Consider the following 19,610-nt stretch of genomic DNA (forward strand, 5'->3'; position numbering starts at 1 on the left):
CCTCGCTGCTGAACGCCCTGGACCCGGAACTGGAGCTGCACACCCTCGACCTGAGCCGCGTGACCGAGAAGGGGCGCCACGCCACCACACTGGCCCGGCTCTTCATGATCGCCGGGGGCATCCGCGTGATTGACACCCCCGGCATCCGGCATCTGGGCCTGTGGGACGTCACCCCCGCCGAGGTGGCCTTCTACTTCCCCGAGCTGGCGGCGGCGGCCCCGGACTGCAAGTACCGCAACTGCACGCACGTCCACGAGCCGGACTGCGCGGTGCTGCGGGCCGTGGACGAGGGGCGCATCCCCGCCCCGCGCTACGCCTCCTACGCGCGCATCCGCGCCAGCCTCGAGTCGGAAACCGGAACCACCCCGGGCCGGGTGCGGCCCACCGGGGAGCCCTGGAAACTGCTGTGATGGTCAACCTGGCCTGCATTCTGGCCGCGGTCCTTGTGCTCTGGAAGGCGGCCGACTGGTTTGTGGACGGCGCGGTGGGCCTGGCCGAGCGGCTGGGCGCGCCCAAGATGCTGGTGGGCATCGTTCTCGTGAGCTTCTGCACCACGGCCCCGGAGTTCATGAGCTCCTTCCTCGCCACCCTCCAGGGGCAGCCCGTCATCGCGCTGGGGAACGCCGTCGGCTCCATCACGGTGGACGTGGGCGTCGCCCTCGCGCTGGCCGCCCTCCTGGCGTCCACCCCGCTCCAGGCGGACCCCCTCATCTTCCGCACCAGCGGCGTCTTCGTCCTCCTCGCGCTGGGGCTGGGCTTCGCCCTCTGCATGGACGGAACCCTGGGCCGCCTCGACGGCGCGGTGCTCCTGGCCTCGTATGCCGGCTATGTCACGGTGGCCTACCGTCAGTACGCGCGGCGGCAGAAGGATCCGGTGGTCCGCGAGCGCATGGCGGCCCTGGCGGAGCATGAGCAGGCTGTGGCCTCCATATCCACGCCGAAGATTGTGGGACTGTTCGCGGGGGGCATTGCGGGCGTTCTCGCGGGCGCGGAGCTGCTCATCCACGGCGCCGTCGGCGTGGCCGCGGCGTTCGGCCTCCCCCCGGAGGTCATCGGCCTGACCGTGGTCGCCATCGGCACCTCCGTGCCGGAAATCGTCACCTGCGTCGCCTCGGCCCTCAAGAGGCAGTCGCAGATCGGCGTGGGCAACATCATCGGCGCGGACATTTTGAACATCTGCTGGGTCGCCGGAGCCTCCGCCGTGGCGAACCCCCTCACCGCCGAGGTCAAGGTCATCTGGTTCATGTTTCCCGCGGCGCTGGTGCTGGTGGGCGCGATGGTGGTCCTGCTGCGGATGGGGTACAACCTGACGCGCTGGAACGGCGCGGTGCTGCTTGCCCTCTACGCGGGCTACATGGCCCTGCTGCTGCTCGGCGCGGGCCGCTGACCGCGCCTACCGCTTGAGGATGCCGCCCCGGCCCTGGCTGAGGTAGATGCCCTGGAGGTTCATGCGCAGCTCGTCCGGGTTGTCCGAGGCGATCATGGCCTCCTCCTCCCGGATCAGCCCCTCCTTGATAAGGAGCGCCAGACTCATGTTGAAGGTCTGCATGCCGTCCTCGGCCCCGCCCGCCACGGCGTTCGGAATCTGCTTCACGTTGTTGTCCCGGATCAGCCCCGCGATGCCGGGGTTGGAGATCATGACCTCGATGGCGGGCACGCGGCCCTTGCCGTCCTTCGCGGGAAGCAGGCGCTGCGAGATGCAGGCCTTGAGCTGGAGCGCGAGCTGGGAGCGGATCTGCGCGTGCATGTTCGAGGGGAACATGTCCATGATCCGGTCAATGGTCAGCATCACGTTGGTCGTGTGCAGGGTCGAGAAGACCAGGTGCCCCGTCTCCGCCGCCGAAATGGCCGCCTGGAAGGTCTCCGCGTCGCGCATCTCGCCGATGAGAATGACGTCGGGGTCCTCGCGCATCACGGCGCGCAGCGCCGACAGGAAGTCGTGCGTGTCAATCGCCACCTCGCGCTGCGTCACCACGCTGCGCTTGTTACTGTGCAGGTACTCGATGGGGTCCTCCAGCGTCACGATGTGCAACCGCTTGCGCTGGTTGATCCAGTCCACCAGCGACGCCAGCGTGGTGGACTTGCCGCTGCCCGTCGTGCCCGTGATCAGCACCAGCCCGCGCGGCATGCCGGCGATCTTCTCAAGCACCGGCGGCAGGTGCAGCGTGTCAAAATCCAGAATCTTGCCCTTGACGTGGCGCAGGACCATCGCCGTGGACCCGCGCTGCTTGAGGACGTTCACGCGGAACCGCCCCAGCCCGGGCACCCCGTGCGCCAGGTCGGCGTCGCCCCGCTTCTCGAAGTCCGCCCGCTGGTACTCGTTCATCATCTCGTCCAGAAACGAGTTCATGTCGGCGAAGGTGAGCGGTTCGGCGGGCAGGAACCGTATCTCGCCGTCAATGCGCACCGCGGGCGGGCTGCCCACGGAGATGTGCAGGTCCGACGCGCCGTTCTTCACGGCGTAGCCGAGCAGCTTCTTGAGTTTGGACTTCTGGGGCTCGTCCCCGTTGCTCTTGACCACCGTTTCGTCCGACATGGCTTCTTCCTCCCGTCACAGGTCCGACGCGCGCAAAGCCGCGGCGCTGGCCTTGATCTTTTCCGCGATGCGCACGATGTCCCCCATGTCCTCCTCCGTGCCGAGGAGCTTCTCGTGGGTGGTCCAAGTGCCGCTGCGGCGGCACAGGTCCTCGGCCACGGGGCACCGCACCCCCTCATAGCCGCCCAGCTTCCGGAACAGCGGCTGCTCGTAAAGCGGCAGGGGGTACACGGCGGCGACAGGCCAGCCCTCGGCGTTCGCCGCCGCGAGGAACTGCGCCCGCGTGCAGCCAAAGGCCTCCTCGTCCACGCGCAGGCAGAACAGATGGTAGGCCCGCCGCGTGATGCGGTTGCTCTTCGGCTGGGGGATCAGCCCCTCCACGGCCCCGAGGCCGTTGTTCAGGATCATGGCGTTGCGCTCCCGGCGGAGCGTCTGCTCCTCCAGCCGCGCGAGCTGGCAGGACAGGAGGGCCGCCTGGAACTCCGTCAGGCGGACGTTCGTCCCCGGGTTCTCGTGGTGGTACCACGGCATGCCCGCCGCCCGGCCGCAGTTCGTGAGGGACCGGCACATCGCCGCCAGGGCGTCGTCGTCCGTCACAATCGCGCCGCCCTCGCCCGCCGTGATGTTCTTGGACTGCTGGAAGCTGAAGACGCCGCACTTCCCCACCGTGCCCGCGCCCTTGCCCTTCCAGTGGCCGCCCCAGGCGTGGCACGCGTCCTCAATGATCGGAATGCCCGCGTCCGCCGCGAGGTCGCACAGCCGGTCCATGTCGCAGAACCGCCCGCCGAAATGCACCGGCATGATGGCCTTCGTGCGCGGGGTCAGCGCCTCCGCCACCCGGTCCGGGTCCAGGCACCAGGTATGGTCGAGGTCCGCGAACACCGGGCGCGCCCCCACCCGCAGCACCGCGCTCGCCGTCGCCACAAAGGTGAACGGCGGCACGATCACCTCGTCCCCCGGGCCGATGCCCAGCGCCTGCAGCACGATCTCCAGGGCCGTCGTGCCGCTGTTCGCCGTCACGCAGTGCCGCGCGCCCTGGAACGCCGCCCACTCCCCCTCAAACGCCGCCACCCGGTCGCCGTAGAACCACTTGCCCGACTCCAGCACCCCCAGCAGCGCCGCCCGCTCCGCGTCGTCAAACTGCGGCCACGAAGGCCACGCCTTCTCCGGCCCGCGCACCGGTGCGCCGCCCAACACCGCCAACGTCCCATGCTCGGAAGAACCCATATTTCCTTGACTCCTTAAAAAGCCCAATTTCCGGCGGGGAAAGAAACCCTCCGGCACGGCCCTGCTGCTTCCGCCCTTGCCGTCAGTATACCACGCGGAGACAGGTATGCTGAACCCCGGCGCAATGCGAAAAGCGGGCGTTTTCCGGAAAGAGTTTTCCTCACACGGAGGCGCCGAGGCGCGGAGGGAGAAAGAGGAAAGAGGCCAAGCTGGAGCTTGGCGATCCCAGGGGGCGACAGGCCCAGGCCCGTTGTCCAAGGGGGTCAGCCCCGGCCGCTCAGACGCTTTTTCCCGCCTGCTTGAATCTTTCCAGGATGCCGCGCAGGCGCTCGACTTGGTCGGGGTGTTTGTCGCAGAGGTTGGTGGTTTCGCCGGGGTCGGCTTCGAGGTCGTAGAGCTGGACCGGGGGCAGGGTTTTGCTTTCGGGGGAGTTGGGCTTGGGCGCGCTCCAGCCGCCGGAGCCGGGGCAGTCTATGAACTTCCATTTGCCCTCGCGGAGGGCGAAGTATCCGTCCACGGAGTGGTGGACCACGGCGGGCCGGGGGGTGGCGGGGGCGCGGCCCTCGAGCAGGGGCAGGAGGCTCCAGCTGTCCTCCCCGGCGTCGGGGGGTGGCGCGGCCCCGGTGATCTCGGCGGCGGTGGCGAGCAGGTCGGTCAGGCAGACGGTGTCGGCGCAGGTGGTGCCGGGCGCGACCCGGCCCGGCCAGGCGGCAATAAAGGGGACGCGGTGGCCGCCCTCGAAAATGTCCGCCTTGTGTCCCCGGAAGGGCCCGCCGGGGTGGTGTCCTTTGGCGGCCAGCTCCTCGAAGTTGGCCATGGGGCTGCACCCGTTGTCGCTGGTGAAGATGAACAGGGTGTTCTCAGCCATGCCCGCCTCCTCCAGCGCGGCGCGGAGCCGGCCCACGGACGCGTCCACCTCATGGACGAAGTCCCCGTAGACATTGGTCTCCCCCCTGCCCCTGAACTCCTCGCGGGAGAAGATGGGGGTGTGCGGTGCCGTGAGGGGGAAGTACAGGAACAGGGGGCTTTCACCGGCGCGCTCTTTGTGCCGCTGCACCACGCCGACCGCCTCGTCCGTGAGGCGTTCCAGCACCCGGTCCATCTGGAATCCCGGCGCGACGGGGCCCGCCCGGTAGTAGGCCGGTTTTGGGCTGTCGGCCAGCGTCCCGGAGGGCGGCTCCTCCACGCGGTCGTTGCGGATGTAGACATAGGGCGGCATGTCGAGGGAGGCGGAGATGCCGAAAAACTCGTCGAACCCCAGGGCGCAGGGGCCGTACTGGAAAGCCCGCGTGTAGTCCGTCCGCCCGCGGGACGCGGGCTTGCCCTCTGCGGTGGTCCAGTCGAGGCCAAGGTGCCACTTGCCGACGCAGGCCGTGTGATAGCCCCGGTCCTTGAGCAGGGCGGCGACGGTCTGGCGGCCCGGCTCGATGAGCGGCGCGGACCACCCGTCCAGCACGCCGCGTTTCAGGCGGCTGCGCCAGCAGTAGCGCCCCGTGAGGATGCCGTAGCGGGTGGGCGTGCAGACCGCCGAACCGGAATGGGCGTCGGTGAAGACGCGCCCCGCGCCCGCCAGCGCGTCCAGATGCGGAGTGGGAATCTTTCCCTGCGGGTTCAGGCAGCGCAGGTCGCCCCAGCCCAGGTCGTCCGCCAGCACATGGACAATGTTCGGGCGCGCGCCCGCGCCGGCGGCGCGCACGGTCCGGCGGCCCAGAGCGGCCCCCGCCACAGCGGCAAGGGAGGCGGCAAGAAAGTCGCGGCGTCTCATCATCGGGGTCCTCCTGCGCGCCCATTCTACGCCGCGCGCCCGGCGAGTTTCCCCCCCAAAAAAACCTGGTCGCCGGATACGGCGTCGTGAGAACCGAAGCCAAAGCGAGAACGAGGTTGCTTCAGTCGCTCCGCTCCTTCGCAATGACTGCGGAAATCAACGTCATTGCGAAGGAGCGGAGCGACTGAAGCAACCTCTTGTCGGAAAGCCTCCGGTTCTCCGCATGTCATTGGGTGAACGGACACCTTTGCGCGCCGTCGGCGCTTTCACTTTGAACCCACAAGGAACTAGCCTCTCCGGCGCCTCCATGACCCATCTCTTATGCGGCGATCCCCCCGGAAGTGGGGCTTGCCGGGGGCGGTGGTATAGAATACTTGGGTTATGGAAACGTGCCTGGTTCTGGACAATGTGAGCAAACGCTACGGGCGGACCCTTGCGGTGGATTCGCTGTGTCTGGAGCTGCGCCGCGGCGAGGTGATGGGGCTGCTGGGTCCGAACGGCGCGGGCAAGAGCACGACGCTGGGGATGGTGTCCGGACTGGTCCGCCGGACCTCGGGCCGGATTGAAATCTTCGGGCTGGACGCCGACCGGCGGTTCATGGAGGTCATCGCGCGCATGGGCGTGCTGGTGGAGCGGCCGGCGTTTCCGGAATACCTGACGGTGCGCCGGGTGCTGAAATGGCTCGTCCGGCTCTCCGGAAGGGCGACATCGGTGGACTGGGCCCTGCGCGTGACGGGGCTGGACGCTGTGTCGGGCATGAGGGTGGGGCGGCTCTCGCAGGGCATGCGGCAGCGGCTGGGCATCGCGCAGGCGATCCTCGCGGAGCCGGAGCTGCTGGTGCTGGACGAGCCGACCTCCGGACTGGATGTGGAAAGCACGCGGGAGACACTGGCCTTCCTGCGGAAACTGGCGGACGAGGTGTCGGTGGCCATCCTCTTTTCGAGCCACCAGATGGCGGAGGTGGAGATTCTGTGCGACCGGGTGGCCGTGATGCGCGGGGGCCGGCTGACGGCCTGCGAGCGCACGGCGGCCGTGCTGTCGTGGGACTTCTCCCGGCTGGAGGTGCTGTGCGACCGGGCGGAGGAGGCGGCCGCGGCCCTGACCGCGCAGCCGTGGGTGACGGCGGCGGAGGCGCTGCCCGCCGGGGTGCGCGTCACCCTCCGGGAGGAGGACGCCGACCGGACCGCCGCCTTCCTGGTGTCCGGGGGCTTCCATGTGCGGGGCATCGTGCCGAAGCGGCGCACGCTGGAGGAGTATTTCTTGAAGGCGACCCGGCCATGACGCGGCGCGTGCTGAACATGTTTCTGGCCGAGGCTACCCGGTGCCTGCGCCTGCGCCAGACCTGGGCGGGCGGGGCCGCCGTGGCGGTGGCGGTGGGGATGATGCTGGCGCGGGGCGGCGTCGCCCGCGACGGCCGCGCGGACTACGACTTCATCGCCCGCGCCATGCCGGCGGGGATCGGTCTGGCGGCCTTCATCATGCTGCTGGCCTGGAGCGCCTGCCTCGTCGCGCCGGAGCTGGGGTCGGGCGCCATCCGCCTGTCCCTGACGCGCCCCGTGCGCCGCGGCGAATATGTGCTGGGCAAGTTCCTTGCGGCGGCCGCCTACGCCGTGCTGCTGGCGCTGGAGGCCTCCGCGCTGGCCTGGGCCGCCGCTGCGGCCCTGGGCGAAATCACCGGCGTGGAGTTTGGCGGCGAGCTGCTCTTCACCAAGGAGGAGATGGCGTTCGCCTGGCTGGGGGGCACCGCGCTGGCGATGCTGCCGCTGCTGGCCGGGGCCGCGCTGGGCCTGTTCGTCTCCTGCTGCACCCGCAGCACGGGCCTGGCCGTCTCCGCCACCTTTGGTATCTGGATCCTCCTGGACCTCGTGAAGCATTTCCTGGGTGTGGACCGCCTGATCTTCACCACCTATCTGGAGTCGTGCTGGCAGGTCTTCGCCAACCGGGCGGACGGGCTGGACGCAGAATGGCTGCCCATGGCGGGACAGTGCGCCGGGGCGTCGTTGGGGGCCACGGTGCTCCTGCTGGCGGGGGCCGTGCTGGTCATGCGGCGTCGGGACATTTCAGGATGATCGCGGCGGTCCTGGGCCTTGCCCTGGCGGGCCTCACCTTTCTGCCGCCGGAGGAGGCCCCCGGCCTGTGGGCGGGCGGCCCGAAACCCCTCAGCGGCGAGGCGCTCACCAACTACCGTCCTGCCGACCTCGACGGCGACGGCGCGCCGGAGCTCCTCTTCCCGGACCGTGTCTGGTTCCAGCGCGAAGGCTGGTTTCCCGCAGAGGCCCGCGCGTCCCTGCCGGCAACGCTGGCCGGAAAGACACTGGACGTTTTTCAGGGCGCCCTCTACGGGCTGGGGAACGGCCGCCTGGCCGCCACGCGCTGGACCGGGGAGGCGTTTGAGCCCCTGTTCGACCAGGCGCTGGACGCACCGCTGGAGGACCGGGGCGGGGTCAGCCGTTTCCTGCACGACCTGGACGGCGACGGCGTGCCGGAGGTGGTCTGCGCGGAAGAGCGCGGCCTCCGGATTTTCGCCAGGAAGGGGGACGCGTACCGTCCTGCGGGCCTGCTGGCGGTTTATCCCGACCTCTCCCTGGAGGAGCCCCCTGCGAGCACGCTCTGGCCGCGGCCGCGCAGGCAGCTCACCTTCCCCGCCCGGCGGCTTTCCTGCGATGTGACCTGCGGCGCCATGACCGTGGCCATCCTGTTCCCCCAGCCGGGCCCGGGCGGGCGGCCGGCCTATGCGCGCCGCACCCATCCGCTGTCGCTGGAAGGCGGCGGCTATGCCGTGGAACCGGCTGCGGGCGTCTGGCACGGCCGCCCCGTGGAGCCGTTCCTGCGGCCGTGCCGCCTCAACGGCGACGACATCCCCGACTTCGCCGGGGTGCGCATGTCGCACACCCGGGGCCGGGTGCTGAACACGCCGGTCATGGAATACTGGGCCACCCTGGACGGCGGCAAAACCTTCGCCGTGCGGCGCAGCGTGTGCGTGCCGGGATTCCGCCCGCAGGGCGGGTTCATGGACATGGACGGGGACGGGCTGTCGGACCTGGTGACGGAGGGCTCCCCGCTCTTTGACAGGGGCGCGCGGGAGACGGCCGCCCATCTGGTCACGAAGCACACCCTTCCCCACGAGGTGCGCGTGTATCCGCAGACCCCGGAGGGGTTTGCGGAGGAGCCGGCGCTGACCTTTCAGACGGACCTGGACCTCGGCGGCGGTCTCTGGGAGCAGCCGCCCGCGCTGGCCCGGTACGCCGCGGGGCAGCTCGTGCAGCATTGGGGGGATTTCAACGGCGACGGCCGCCGCGACCTGCTGGCCCGGACCGGCGGTGCGCGGGTGGAGGTCTTTCTCGCCCGCGACGGCGCGTTTTCCCGCGCGGCGGACGCGGTGCTGCCGGTTCCGGAGGACGCCCAGGTGTTCACGGCGGATGTCAACGGCGACGGCTGCTGGGACGTGGTGGCGCGCATGGCCGGACCGGAGAACGCCGAAGGCCGCACCCTCGTTTTCCGCACCGCCCGGGGGGATGCCCCATGAGCGCCGTCTCCTCCCTGGCATGTGTGGCCCTGTGGGCCTGGGCCGCCGCGGCCCTTCAGGCGTTCACCATCCCGGTGCAGGACAACGACGCCTGCTGCTTCGCCGCCGACCTGTCGGGGCGCGGCACGGCCGACCTCTGCGTCATTGACGGCCTCCTCATGCGCGTGCACCCCGGCGGCGGGGAGGCCGGCGCATGGAGTGCCGCCATTGAGCCGGGCACCGCCGCGGTGGACATTGCGGACCTCGACGGCGACGGTGCGCCGGAACTGGTCGCCGTGCGCGGCGGCGACATCCTCGGCCGTCCGCTGGAGGAGGGCGCGACGGGCGCGTGGACCGTTCTGTTCCAGGCGGACACCCGCTTCTCGGGCGGCGCGCCGCGCCCCTTCCCGCTGGTGCTCGCCGTGCCCTGGGGCGGGCGCACCGTGCTGGCCCTGCCCACGGATGACTGGCTGGAGCTGCGCACCCCCGCCGGGGAGCTGGTGGAGCGGTTCGAAATCGGCGCGGGGGCGGCCCACAAGGTCAGCCTCGGGGAGCCCTTCCTGGCCGGGGCGGTTTACCCGCCCCTCGTGGGGCCGCCCGGCAGCCTCGAACTCAGAATCAGCCGCCGCGAGGCCGCCGTGCCCGACCTGCCCCAGGAGCTGCCCGCCGTGGCCCTGCCCGCGGGCGCCGCGCCCCGGCAGCGCCGCGCCGCCCTCGCCGCCGCCGCCGCCGGGGACGCCCCGGTCGAGTCGTGGCCCTGGATGCCGCTGCGCACCGGACGGGACGCGGGGGACGACCGAGTGTTCTACGCCTATGCGCCGGGCGGAAAGCGCGAGACGCTCGTGGCCCTGCGGCGCGCCGCGCCCGCGACGGGCGGCGGAACCGGCGCCGGGATGCGCCTCACCCCCGCGCGGCGTTATCCGGGAATCCTCGCAGAACCCGAAGGAGAGGCGGACTTCGACGGCGACGGGCACACGGACCTCGTCCTGTGGAACGTCCGGCCGCCCGCGCCCACCGTCGGCGCGGTCGGCCGCGCCCTCACGGGCGGCGAATGGCCCGTCCGCATCGCGCTGCACACCTTCGACCCCGCCTCCGACAAATACGGAGTCAAGCCGTGGAAAGCCGCCGAAGTGCCCACCGGCGCCCAGTGGCTGCTGGAAGGGGCGCGCGGCCCCCTGCGGGACCTGCGCGCCCTCGACTTCAACGGCGACCACCGCACCGACCTGGCCTTCCTGTGCGGCGAACAGTCCTTCTGCCTGTGGCCCTCCCGGGGCGCGGGCTTCTCCTCCGCCATCGAGACCCTGCCCCTCCCCTGCCCCGTCGCCGACACCGTGCTGACGACCGACCTCGACGCCTCGGGAAACGCCCTGGCCGTCCTGCGCGGCGACGGTGCCCTGGTCATCGTCTCCAACCGGTAGAACCTGCCACCCGGGTGTTGACATGGCTCCTCCCTGCCTGTAGAATAGAGAAAAATTTCTTCAATTAGGAGCCACGACATGAACCTCAAGGGACACCAGCGCGCGGTGCCGGAGCCCACCCTCCGGCGGCTCCCCGTTTACCACCACATGCTCAGGCAGTGCCTCGACGGCGGCATGGAGACGGTGTCGTGCAGCCAGATCGCCGACGAGCTCCACTACGACCCCACGCAGATCCGCAAGGACCTCGCCGTCACGGGGATCAAGGGGCGGCCCAAGGTGGGCTATGACCTCGCCGAGCTGGTGGACGCGGTGGAGACTTTCCTGGGATGGAACAGCACGCGCAAGGCCTTCCTCGCCGGGGCGGGGCATCTCGGCTCGGCGCTGGTGGGCTATGGGCGGTTCAACCGCTACGGGCTGGAGATCGTGGCGGCCTTTGACCGGGACCCCGCCCGCATCGGCAGGAAGGTCCACGACCGCGAGGTGCTTCCCATCACCAAACTCCCCAACCTCGCCCGCCGGATGCACGTCCTCATCGGCATCATCACGGTGCCCGCGCCCGCGGCGCAGGAGGTGGCGGACCTCATGGTGCAGGGGGGCATCCGCGCCATCTGGAACTTCGCGCCCACGCGCATTGAGGCCCCGGACGACGTGATCGTCCAGAACGAGGACCTTTACGCCACCCTCGGCGTGCTCCTCCAGCGGCTCAACACCACCCTCCGCGAGGGCTAGGAGCGGCGGGGGTCATCCCCCGGCGCTCTGGATGAAAAGGTAGCGCGGCGAGCCGCCGGCCTCCAGACGCGCCGTGCCGCCCTCCCGGTCCACCACAAGCAGGCGGCCGTGCAGGTCGAGTGCGGTGACGGTGTCGGACGACAGCAGCCCGTCCAGCGTGAACACGCGGCCCCGCTGCGAGGCCAGGGGATCGTTCTCCGGGTATTCCGCGCCCGCCCAGACGGCCCAAAGGGTCAGGCCGCCGTCCTTCTCGAAGCGGACCGCCTCCACCCCCCCGTCCTGGAAATGCCCGTGGACCCAGGCGCCCTCCAGCAGTCCCGCGAGCACCCCCACGACGCGCAGGGAGGGTTTGGGCTCCAGATCATGGTAGAGCATCCCCCAGTGATGCTCCTTTTCGAGGGGATCCATCCCGTCGTCCACGAAGTCGTAGCTGATGACATTTTCGATTCCGGCGGCGAACTGGGACAGGTACATTCGGACGAGCAGCCCCGGCTGCTCCTCCACGGCGACCCCGTCATCACAGGTGCTGTGGCCGCATTCGGTGGACCAAAGGGGGACGCTCCACCCCGCCTCCGCCAGCTGGCGCCGGAGCGCGCAGACGTTGCCGGGCCCGTCGGAGCGGTCCCAGGGGCTCTCGCCGGAGTAGGGATGGATGGAGACAATGTCGCAGGCGCCGGGTCCGGCGGCGGCGAGGGCCCGCATCAGAAACGCGCGGTCGTCGCGGCCGCATCCGGCGATGGCGCCGCCGACCACTTGGATTTCGGGGTCCACGGCGCGCAGGGCGTCGGCGGCGGCGCGCAGCAGCAGCCCGTAGCCCTCGGGGTCGGGCGTCCCGTGCCAGAACTTCTCCAGGTTGGGCTCGTTCCACACCTCCCAGTGCGTGATGACGCCCCGGTAGCGTTCCGCCATGAACGCGGCGTGGCGTGCGAAGTCGGCGCGCTGCTCGTCCGTGGACGGCGCGCCGCCGCCGGTGGACCATTCGGCGCCGTAGTCCAGCAGGCCGAGAATCTGGATGCCCGCCGCCGCCAGCTTTGTCACCCGGGCGTCGTGGCGCTCCAGCAGGCTTTCGCTGTGCTGCCCGGGCGCGGGTTCGATCCCCTCCCACAGGAACTCCTCGCGTGTCCAGTGGAGCCCGGCCTCCGCGGCCAGGGACACGATGGTGTCCCGGCGGTTCCGGTCAAACAGCGTCCGGTCGAGGTAGAGTCCCGACCCGACGGCCACGGGGTGCGGCGCGACGGGCTCGCACGGGCGGCATCCGGCCAAAAGGGCGGCGCCCGCGAGCGCGAGCACCAAAGCCTTCCATTGTCTCGTCACCACTCGTCGTCCTCCTCGTCGTCAATGCCGGGGACATAGGTTGTGTCATCGTCGAGCGCGTCCTCCCAGGAAAGCACGGGCTCCCGCCGGCGGCGGCCGGCCGCCTCCTCCCGCTCCCACTGGGCGAGCACTTCGCGGTCGCGGCGGCGCTTGCGGAACCAGACGATGATCACCAGAAAGGCGGCGGGCGTGAAGAAGGAGCCGGAGGCCAGCACGCCGATGAGCGCCACGAACCAGAGGGACCGGTGGTATCCGTCCCAGAACTCGGAAACGGTCATGCCGGCGTGGCGGCGCAGGGCGTCCGGGAAGGACGTGTCGCGCAGGGACAGCACCAGCGCCCAGAAGCCCTCCTCGCCCAGGCGGCGGTGCAGGTACCGCGTCATGGAGAGGGCCTGCGCGTAGGCGTCGTCGAAGGTCCGCTCCTCCCCCGGCGTCATGAAGGCCCTGTCGAGGTTGCGGTAGGGGATGATGCGCCCTTCCATGAACATCTGCGCCACGGCGACGGGCGAGGCGATCTGGTACTCCCGCGAGAGGTGCATGGCCACCCCCTCGTTGAGCCAGTTGGGCATGCGCGCCTCGTCCACGTTCCGCGCGAGGAGGATGTGGACCAGCTCATGGCGGAGCGTGGTGCCGAAGTCCCCGGCCCCGCCGCCCGCCCGCAGGGTCGGCGGGCGCACCACCATGAGCCCCTCGTGGGGCCGGGCCAGCCCGCTCACCTGCCCCGGCAGAAACCCGCGCGCGTGCCTGTGGAACTCCGCCGCCGTCGGCGCCACCAGCACACGCACGGGCGCGTCCCCCACGGGCAGGCGGTGCGCCACGGACTGGGCGAATTCGACAAGGGTGGCCAGGGCCCCGCGCGCGTACACCTCGTCCTCCGGCGCGTGGGCCACGACGAAGGGCCCCTGCGTGAGGGTGTTCAGGCGGACATCGGCGGCGGCGGCATAACCCGCCAGCGCGGCCGCCAGCGCCGTGATCAGGAACCTTGCGGAGTGCATGCCCCCATGATACCGCACGGGGCGCTAGTCCCGCCCTTCGGGGGCGTCCTTCTCGGCGGCGGGGCGGCTTTCGAGCATGAGGTCGTCGAGGATCAGCAGGCGCTCAAACCAGATCATGAGGAGGGTGCAGAGGTAGCGGCGGCCCATCTCGCGCAGGCGCAGGTTGGACTGGCCCCAGGTGCGCCCGTACCACCGGATGGGGATTTCGGCGATACGGTAGCGGCGGATGAGGCAGGACAGGGACATCTCGATGGTGATGTTGAAGTGCGCCGCCTGGAGCGGGCTGATGCTCTCGATCACGTGGCGGCGGTACGCCTTGAACGCATTGGTGAGGTCGTTGAACCGGGTGAGAAACAGGAGCTGCATCGCCTTGTTGACCAGGCGGTTCGCGTAAAGCTTGACCGGCGGGTACTGGACCACCTCGCTGCCGGGCCGGAACCGGGAGCCGAAGACGGCGTCATAGCCCTCCTCCAGCTTGCGGTAGCAGGCCACCACGTCGCGCGGGTCGTCGCTGCTGTCCGCCATGACCACGGCCAGCGCGCCGCCCCGGTAGTGGCGCAGGCCGCAGCGCACGGCGCGGCCCAGGCCGCCCGGCGGCGTGTTGTGGACGAGGTGGATTTCCGGGATTTCCCCGCAAAGCCCCTCGACCACCGCCGCCGTGTCGTCGCGGCTGTTGTCGTTCACGACCAGCAGCTCGAAGGGGATCCCCTCCCCCCGGAGGGCCGCGGCCAGCGACCGCAGCGTGGGGGGCAGGTTCGCCGATTCGTTGCAGGCCGGCACCAGCACGCTGTAGAGCAGGGTGTTGCGCGGAACCGGCCCGGAGGCGTCAGATGCGGGTTTGGAGGCCGGCATGAATCTCCTCCAGGATGCCCCGGACATCGTACTGGCGGCGCCATCCGGGATAGTCGCGCTGGAACCGGCGCGTGTCGCTGATCCACCAGATGTGGTCGCCGATGCGGTTCTCGTCGAGGTAGACCGTGTTCATGGGCTTCCCGGCAATCTCGCCGCACAGCGCGATGGCCTCCTGCATGGAGCAGTTGCTGTGGCGGCCGCCGCCGATGTTGTAGACCGCGCCCGGGCGCGGCGCGCGCGCGACCTCCAGAAAGCAGCGGACCAGGTCGGCCGCGTGGATGTTGTCGCGCACCTGCTTGCCCTTGTAGCCGAAGATGCGGTACTGCCGGCCCGTCATGGCGCACTTCATCAGATACGCCAGGAACCCGTGCAGCTCGGCGCCGCTGTGGCCCGGCCCCGTGAGGCAGCCGCCGCGGAACACCGCGGTCTTCATGCCGAAATAGCGGCCGTACTCCTGCACCAGCACGTCCGCGGCCACCTTGGACGCGCCGAACAGCGAGTGCTTGGTCCGGTCTATGGACATGGTCTCGTCTATGCCGTGCTCCGCGTAGGGGTGCGACGGGTCCACCTCCCACCGGGTCTCCCGCTCGACCAGGGGAAGCAGGTTCGGCGTGTCGCCGTAGACCTTGTTGGTGGAGGTGAAGATGAACACGGCCTCCGGCGCGCGGAGGCGGGCCGTCTCCAGCAGGTTCAGCGTGCCCGTGGCGTTCACCGAGAAGTCCGTGAAGGGTTCCTTGGCCGCCCAGTCGTGGCTGGGCTGCGCCGCCGTGTGGACCACCGCCGCAATGTCCCCCGCGTATTCCGCGAAGATGCGGTCCAGCGCGCCCAGGTCGCGGATGTCGGCGTCGTGGTGGCGGTAGCCCGGACACTCCCCGGCCAGCCGCTCCGCCGCCCATTTCGTGGAGGCTTCGGGGCCGAAGAAGTACCCGCGCAGGTCGTTGTCCACCCCCGCGACCGTGTGCCCCGCGCGGGAAAACTGCCGCACAGCCTCCGCCCCCACCAGCCCCCATGATCCGGTCACGATTACAACGCTCATCGCATCCCCAGTGCTGCCTGATTCCGGGTGCTCCGGGCCGGTTGGACGGCGCGGACACCAAGCGCATCATACCGCATCCCCTCGGGAAACTGTCAACTGGGTGCCCGGGGCAATCGCACTAAAATCCGTGGGCACTTTCTGGATGGAGTGCGTTCATCACCCTTTGCCCTGCCTCTTCAACGCTGAAAGCGTTGCCGAATATAGCCCAGGGCAGGCCGCCGCCCGAAGGGCCAGGCCTGCCCTGGGTTGCCCGCACAGAACAGCCATGCCCCAACGGGGCAGCCGAAATTGCGGCGGGAAGCGCCGCGCCGGCCCTGGGGAAACGCACAGTCCCAGTCGTTTTTCGCGGACTCCCGCGCGGGCAAGCCCACGCGAAGAAAGGCGGCAGCAAGCTGCCGCACTCCAAGGCGCTGCGCGCTGTGCGGACCCGGGCGGCGGGTTTGGGGCTTTCTGACAAGAGATTGCCGCGTCGGCCGGGGCGGCCTCCTCGCAACGACCGCGGGAATGCGCGTCATGCAACGACTACGGGAATGCGCGTCATTGCGAAGGAGCGGAGCGACTGAAGCAACCTCGTTCCCGCCTCGGCCTCGGTTCTCGCAGCGTCTTGTCCGTTGTACTGGGGCCTCGAACGAAGAGGCCCGGCCCGCCTTGCGGCGGACCGGGCCTGTCGGTCAGGTTTCAGGGGGTCATCCGCGCCGCCGCCGCGCCGCCGCCGCGCCCGCCAGCGCCAGCGCCAGCGCCGCGCCCGCGAGGCCGCCGAGGCCCGCCACCGGCATGCCCTCGACCACCTCGACCACGCACTGCGCGGTCAGGGTGTCGGTGTAGCTGTCGAAGACGGTCACCTTGTAGACGCCGGCGTCCTCGAACGCGGCGCCCGTGATGGTCAGCTCGGACCCGTCGGGCAGCGACGCCGTCGGGGCGATGGGCGCGCCGTTGAACTGCCAGTCGTAGAACACCGGCGTGTGGCCGCCGGAGGCGCGCACGCGCATCCTGAGGTTCTTCGTCAGCAGAACGCGCTCCGCCGCCGGCAGGGTCTGGACGAAGGCCAGGCGCTGGGCCAGGGTGAGGGCGGCCTGGTTGGACGGATAGGCGCCGCGTTCGTCGGTCACCACGCACCAGTAGGCGCCCGCGTTCGCGCTGTTCACGTTGACCAGCGAGAGGGTCGGGGCGTCGGAGCCGACGTTGGTCGTCACGCCCGCGCGCAGGCGCTTCCACTGGTAGTGCTTGGCGCCCTGGCCGCCGCCGACAATCACCTGGAACATCACGCTGTCGCCGTAGTAGGCGCGGCGCGCCTGCGGATGCTGCAGGAACGTCACCATGGAGCCCGCGTACAGCATGCGCTCGGCATGGGCCGAACCCGCCGAGTTCGTCACCGTGCAGCGGTACAGGCCCTCGTTGGCGGCCTGCACGTTGGTGAACGTGAGCACCGGCCCCGTGAGCCCGGAAACGTTGCCCTCGGCGATCGGCATGCCGTCCTTCGTCCACGCATAGCCGAACGGGGCGGTGCCGCCGGTCACCTGGACCGTCAGCGTCGCCGTGCTGCCGTAGGGCGCGATCCCGTCGCCCGGGTTCGGCGTGATGCCGGAAACCGTCGGGGGCGCGTTCAGCGAGAGCGAGGCCGGATTCGAGGAGACGGTGCCCGGATCCAACCCGTCCAGCTCGCAGGTGTACACGCCGACATCGCCCGACGAGACCGACGCGATGTTCAGCTCGATGGTGAGGGGGGCGGCCGTCAGCGTGCCCGAGGCGCCGGGGCCCGTCAGAACGACCCCGTCCTTCCTCCACTGGAAGTCTATCGGCGGGGAGCTCAGATCCCCCACCACCAAGGTGAAGGTCACCGCGTCGCCCGGATCCGCCACCACGTCGGACGGATGGACGGCGATGTACGGGTCGTTGATCCGAAGGTTCGCCGTGTTGGAGTCCACCGGCCCGTCCGCGCTGGTCACGCGGCAGTAGTAGTCACCGACCTGCGGCTCGGTCACGGGGGTGATCGTCAGCGAGTCGCCGGTGCCCAGCACCGCCGCGTCGCCGACCTTGAACCACTGGTAGGACAGCGCGCTGCCCACGGCGCCGACGCTGAACGTGGCGGTGCCGTTGAGCGCTGCGATCTGGTTCTGCGGGTGCGTGATGATGGCCGGGTCGAGAACCACCAGGTTGGCCCGGTTGCTAAGCACGGCGTTCGCGCCGGACTGGTAGGTGTTGGTGATGCGGCACCGGTAGCCGCCGGCCGGCCAGGTCGCCGGCTCGTCCCCGTTCTCCACGGACGTGATGGTCAGCGTGGAGAGGGTGCCCTGCGTCGTCACCGACGCGCGCGGGTTCACCAGCGCCACGTCCTGGCCGTTCTCGTCGAACCAGGTCATCTGAAGCCCCAGAAGCGTGCCGACCACGCTGCACGAGAACGAGACCGTGTCGCCGTAACGGGCCGCCGTGCTGGCGGGCTGTCCCACCACCACGATCGGCTCGTACACCGTGATCTGCGCCCAGTCGGAGACGACCCAGTCGTTGTCCGGGTTTCCGCTGGTGTTCAGGGCGCGGCTGGCCGAGTTGCGGACCTTCAGCCGGTACCGGCCGCTGTCGGACAGCGCGGCGCTGCCGGAGAGGGGCAGCGTGATCCCGTCCGTCATCACGGCCGTCGTCTGCACGCGCAGGATGATCTCCTCGCCGGGAAGCGCCCCCTCCTTGACCCACATGTAGTCAAACTCGGGGGTGCCCGCCGAAAGCGCCGCGCTCAGGGGGAAGGTGCCGCCCACGGGCACGTTCTGGCCCGCGGGCTGCGTGCCGACCACCGGCGCGTTGTTCACGGAAAGGGTGGCCGGATTGGACACGGGGCTCCCGTCGGGGCCGGTGATGGTGCAGGTGTACACCCCCTCGTCGCCCTCATGGACCCCCGTCAGCGTCAGGGTCCGCGTGGCCGACCCGGCAATCACCGTGCCCTCGCCCGTGGTCCCGTCGGCCACCGGCGCGCCGTCCTTGTACCACTGCACCGAGTCCACCGTGCCTCCCGTGGTGACCGCGAGGATCACGTCTTGCAGCGGGTCCACCGTCTGCGACACGGGATGCGTCAGCAGCGCGGGGTCTGAAACGGTCAGCACGCCCTTGGAAAGGAGCACCGAGCCGCCCGTGAGCGGATCGGAAACCAGGCACTCATAGTCGCCCTCGTCGGCGTTCACGCAGTCAAGAATCGTGAGCGTCGCGGTCGTGGTCCCGGAATGCTTCACGTCGTCCGAAAGCGGGACCCCGTTGAAGTGCCACTGGTACGTCAGGCCGTCGCCGCCCGCGCGCACGGCAAACTGCGCCGACGCCTCGGCGTTCGCCGTCTGCGCCGCCGGCTGCACCTGCGGAAGCTGCACGGCCACCGCAAAGGTTCCCGCCGGGACCGTGGTGGTCCAGACACGGCCGGGCGCCAGCACGCCGGGCGTGCCGCCGGTGCCGGTGATGAGCTGCGGCGGATTGGCGCCGATCACCACCGCCACGTTGTCCATGGAGACCAGCGCGGTGTTCTTCACCAGGAGCTGGTCGTGTCCGGCGTACACCGAATAGTCCGTTCCCGGGGGCTGGCGCAGCACCGTGGCCCGAAGCTCCCCGGTGCTGGGAAGCAGCGTGTCCACCTGCGTCTTGTTCCAGTAGGTCGTCTTGAGCCAGCCGGCCGGCGCGGGGCCGCCCTCCAGCTCGGGAATCTTCGGCGTGCTGGCCCCCGTGAAGGGATTGGCCGCCGTCAGCAGCGCCGGGTGCGTGGTGACGCCCTGCACCACCTGCGCGCCGCCCGCCGTGTCAAAAAGCGGCTTGTGGACGCTGTGCGCCGTCACATTCATGTTGGAAATCCACGTGAATTTCCCGTTGTGCTCCGGCGCATTGTCCACGACGTTAAGCGCGCGGATGTAACGGCCACCCGCCAGCACCACGGAGCCCATCAGCTTCACCATGCCCGGCGTGCCGTAGCCCGCCGCGCCGCCGTTCCCGCCCTTGCCGCCGTCGCCGCCCTTGCCGCCAGATGCGCCCGCACCGCCCGTTCCGCCGGTTCCGCCTGTGCCGCCGCCGCCCGCGCCGTTGCCGCCTGCGCCGCCGCCGTAGCCGCCGCCGCCCGAACCGCCGGTCTGACCGTTGGCTCCCGAGCCCCCCTGAGCCTGCCGCGCCGCCGCGCTCACGTCGAAAGTGCTGCTGGTGACATTAAGGAGGCCCTGCGCGGCCAAGACAAACGCGCCGCCGCCGCTGGCACCCGCCGCACCCGCGCCG

15 protein-coding genes are annotated in these 19,610 nt (G+C 70.3%); 7 read left to right on the plus strand and 8 right to left on the minus strand.

Features of this window, described 5'->3' with window-relative positions; translation table 11 throughout:
* Both rsgA and GXY15_00825 read left to right on the plus strand, forming a co-directional pair.
* The coding region (gene rsgA, locus GXY15_00820; GenBank protein ID NLV39759.1) for a ribosome small subunit-dependent GTPase A at nucleotides 1-410 on the plus strand (410 nt) is incomplete at its 5' end.
* A complete protein-coding gene (locus GXY15_00825; protein ID NLV39760.1) occupies nucleotides 407-1,387 on the plus strand; it encodes a calcium/sodium antiporter in 981 nt (326 codons plus the stop codon). The genes rsgA and GXY15_00825, both read left to right, overlap by 4 nt.
* 6 nt (nucleotides 1,388-1,393) lie before the next feature.
* Here GXY15_00825 and GXY15_00830 read toward each other — a convergent pair whose 3' ends face one another.
* The 3 genes from GXY15_00830 to GXY15_00840 all read right to left on the minus strand — a co-directional run bounded on the left by GXY15_00830 (nucleotide 1,394) and on the right by GXY15_00840 (nucleotide 5,531).
* Nucleotides 1,394-2,536 carry a type IV pilus twitching motility protein PilT gene (locus GXY15_00830; GenBank protein NLV39761.1) on the minus strand — a complete coding sequence of 381 codons (1,143 nt, stop codon included), beginning with the start codon at nucleotides 2,534-2,536 and terminating at the stop codon, nucleotides 1,394-1,396.
* A 15-nt stretch (nucleotides 2,537-2,551) separates the two neighbouring features.
* The gene (locus GXY15_00835) at nucleotides 2,552-3,763 is read right to left on the minus strand and encodes a DegT/DnrJ/EryC1/StrS family aminotransferase (GenBank protein NLV39762.1); all 1,212 of its coding nucleotides are present in this window, start codon (nucleotides 3,761-3,763) and stop codon (nucleotides 2,552-2,554) included.
* A 277-nt stretch (nucleotides 3,764-4,040) separates the two neighbouring features.
* Entirely contained in the window at nucleotides 4,041-5,531 is a 1,491-nt protein-coding gene (locus GXY15_00840; GenBank protein ID NLV39763.1) for an arylsulfatase, read from the minus strand.
* A gap of 378 nt (nucleotides 5,532-5,909) precedes the next feature.
* On the opposite strand from GXY15_00840, the gene GXY15_00845 reads away from it, so the two are divergent.
* The 5 genes from GXY15_00845 to GXY15_00865 all read left to right on the plus strand — a co-directional run bounded on the left by GXY15_00845 (nucleotide 5,910) and on the right by GXY15_00865 (nucleotide 11,180).
* Nucleotides 5,910-6,809, plus strand: coding sequence for an ABC transporter ATP-binding protein (locus GXY15_00845; GenBank protein NLV39764.1), 900 nt, complete (start codon nucleotides 5,910-5,912; stop codon nucleotides 6,807-6,809).
* Nucleotides 6,806-7,597, plus strand: coding sequence for an ABC transporter permease subunit (locus tag GXY15_00850; GenBank protein NLV39765.1), 792 nt, complete (start codon nucleotides 6,806-6,808; stop codon nucleotides 7,595-7,597). Before GXY15_00845 ends, GXY15_00850 begins: the two co-directional genes overlap by 4 nt.
* Nucleotides 7,594-9,054: a VCBS repeat-containing protein gene (locus GXY15_00855; protein ID NLV39766.1), complete on the plus strand. Its 1,461-nt coding sequence runs from the start codon at nucleotides 7,594-7,596 to the stop codon at nucleotides 9,052-9,054. Before GXY15_00850 ends, GXY15_00855 begins: the two co-directional genes overlap by 4 nt.
* Nucleotides 9,051-10,451, plus strand: a complete 1,401-nt coding sequence (locus GXY15_00860) for a hypothetical protein (GenBank protein NLV39767.1) — start codon at nucleotides 9,051-9,053, stop codon at nucleotides 10,449-10,451. The genes GXY15_00855 and GXY15_00860 overlap by 4 nt, the downstream gene beginning before the upstream one ends.
* Before the next feature lie 78 nt (nucleotides 10,452-10,529).
* A complete protein-coding gene (locus GXY15_00865; GenBank protein ID NLV39768.1) occupies nucleotides 10,530-11,180 on the plus strand; it encodes a redox-sensing transcriptional repressor Rex in 651 nt (216 codons plus the stop codon).
* A gap of 12 nt (nucleotides 11,181-11,192) precedes the next feature.
* On the opposite strand, the gene GXY15_00870 is transcribed toward GXY15_00865, so the two are convergent.
* The 5 genes from GXY15_00870 to GXY15_00890 form a co-directional block, all read right to left on the minus strand.
* Nucleotides 11,193-12,494, minus strand: coding sequence for a hypothetical protein (locus tag GXY15_00870; protein ID NLV39769.1), 1,302 nt, complete (start codon nucleotides 12,492-12,494; stop codon nucleotides 11,193-11,195).
* The gene (locus tag GXY15_00875) at nucleotides 12,491-13,489 is read right to left on the minus strand and encodes a hypothetical protein (GenBank protein NLV39770.1); all 999 of its coding nucleotides are present in this window, start codon (nucleotides 13,487-13,489) and stop codon (nucleotides 12,491-12,493) included. The genes GXY15_00870 and GXY15_00875 overlap by 4 nt, the downstream gene beginning before the upstream one ends.
* A 24-nt stretch (nucleotides 13,490-13,513) precedes the next feature.
* Nucleotides 13,514-14,341, minus strand: coding sequence for a glycosyltransferase family 2 protein (locus GXY15_00880; protein ID NLV39771.1), 828 nt, complete (start codon nucleotides 14,339-14,341; stop codon nucleotides 13,514-13,516).
* Nucleotides 14,316-15,377, minus strand: a complete 1,062-nt coding sequence (locus GXY15_00885) for an NAD-dependent epimerase/dehydratase family protein (GenBank protein NLV39772.1) — start codon at nucleotides 15,375-15,377, stop codon at nucleotides 14,316-14,318. Before GXY15_00885 ends, GXY15_00880 begins: the two co-directional genes overlap by 26 nt.
* 686 nt (nucleotides 15,378-16,063) lie before the next feature.
* The coding region (locus GXY15_00890; protein ID NLV39773.1) for a hypothetical protein at nucleotides 16,064-19,610 on the minus strand (3,547 nt) is incomplete at its 5' end.

Source organism: Candidatus Hydrogenedentota bacterium, assembly GCA_012730045.1.
Classification (GTDB): Bacteria; Hydrogenedentota; Hydrogenedentia; order Hydrogenedentales; family CAITNO01; genus JAAYBR01.

Excerpts from the sequence above, each read along its gene's own strand:
- GXY15_00855 (NLV39766.1), top strand. The coding sequence starts at position 7,594 with ATGATCGCGGCGGTCCTGGGCCTTGCCCTGGCGGGCCTCACCTTTCTG.
- GXY15_00830 (NLV39761.1), bottom strand. The coding sequence starts at position 2,536 with ATGTCGGACGAAACGGTGGTCAAGAGCAACGGGGACGAGCCCCAGAAG.
- GXY15_00875 (NLV39770.1), bottom strand. The coding sequence starts at position 13,489 with ATGCACTCCGCAAGGTTCCTGATCACGGCGCTGGCGGCCGCGCTGGCG.
- GXY15_00845 (NLV39764.1), top strand. The coding sequence starts at position 5,910 with ATGGAAACGTGCCTGGTTCTGGACAATGTGAGCAAACGCTACGGGCGG.
- GXY15_00835 (NLV39762.1), bottom strand. The coding sequence starts at position 3,763 with ATGGGTTCTTCCGAGCATGGGACGTTGGCGGTGTTGGGCGGCGCACCG.
- GXY15_00885 (NLV39772.1), bottom strand. The coding sequence starts at position 15,377 with ATGAGCGTTGTAATCGTGACCGGATCATGGGGGCTGGTGGGGGCGGAG.
- GXY15_00880 (NLV39771.1), bottom strand. The coding sequence starts at position 14,341 with ATGCCGGCCTCCAAACCCGCATCTGACGCCTCCGGGCCGGTTCCGCGC.
- GXY15_00865 (NLV39768.1), top strand. The coding sequence starts at position 10,530 with ATGAACCTCAAGGGACACCAGCGCGCGGTGCCGGAGCCCACCCTCCGG.
- GXY15_00840 (NLV39763.1), bottom strand. The coding sequence starts at position 5,531 with ATGATGAGACGCCGCGACTTTCTTGCCGCCTCCCTTGCCGCTGTGGCG.
- GXY15_00860 (NLV39767.1), top strand. The coding sequence starts at position 9,051 with ATGAGCGCCGTCTCCTCCCTGGCATGTGTGGCCCTGTGGGCCTGGGCC.
- GXY15_00850 (NLV39765.1), top strand. The coding sequence starts at position 6,806 with ATGACGCGGCGCGTGCTGAACATGTTTCTGGCCGAGGCTACCCGGTGC.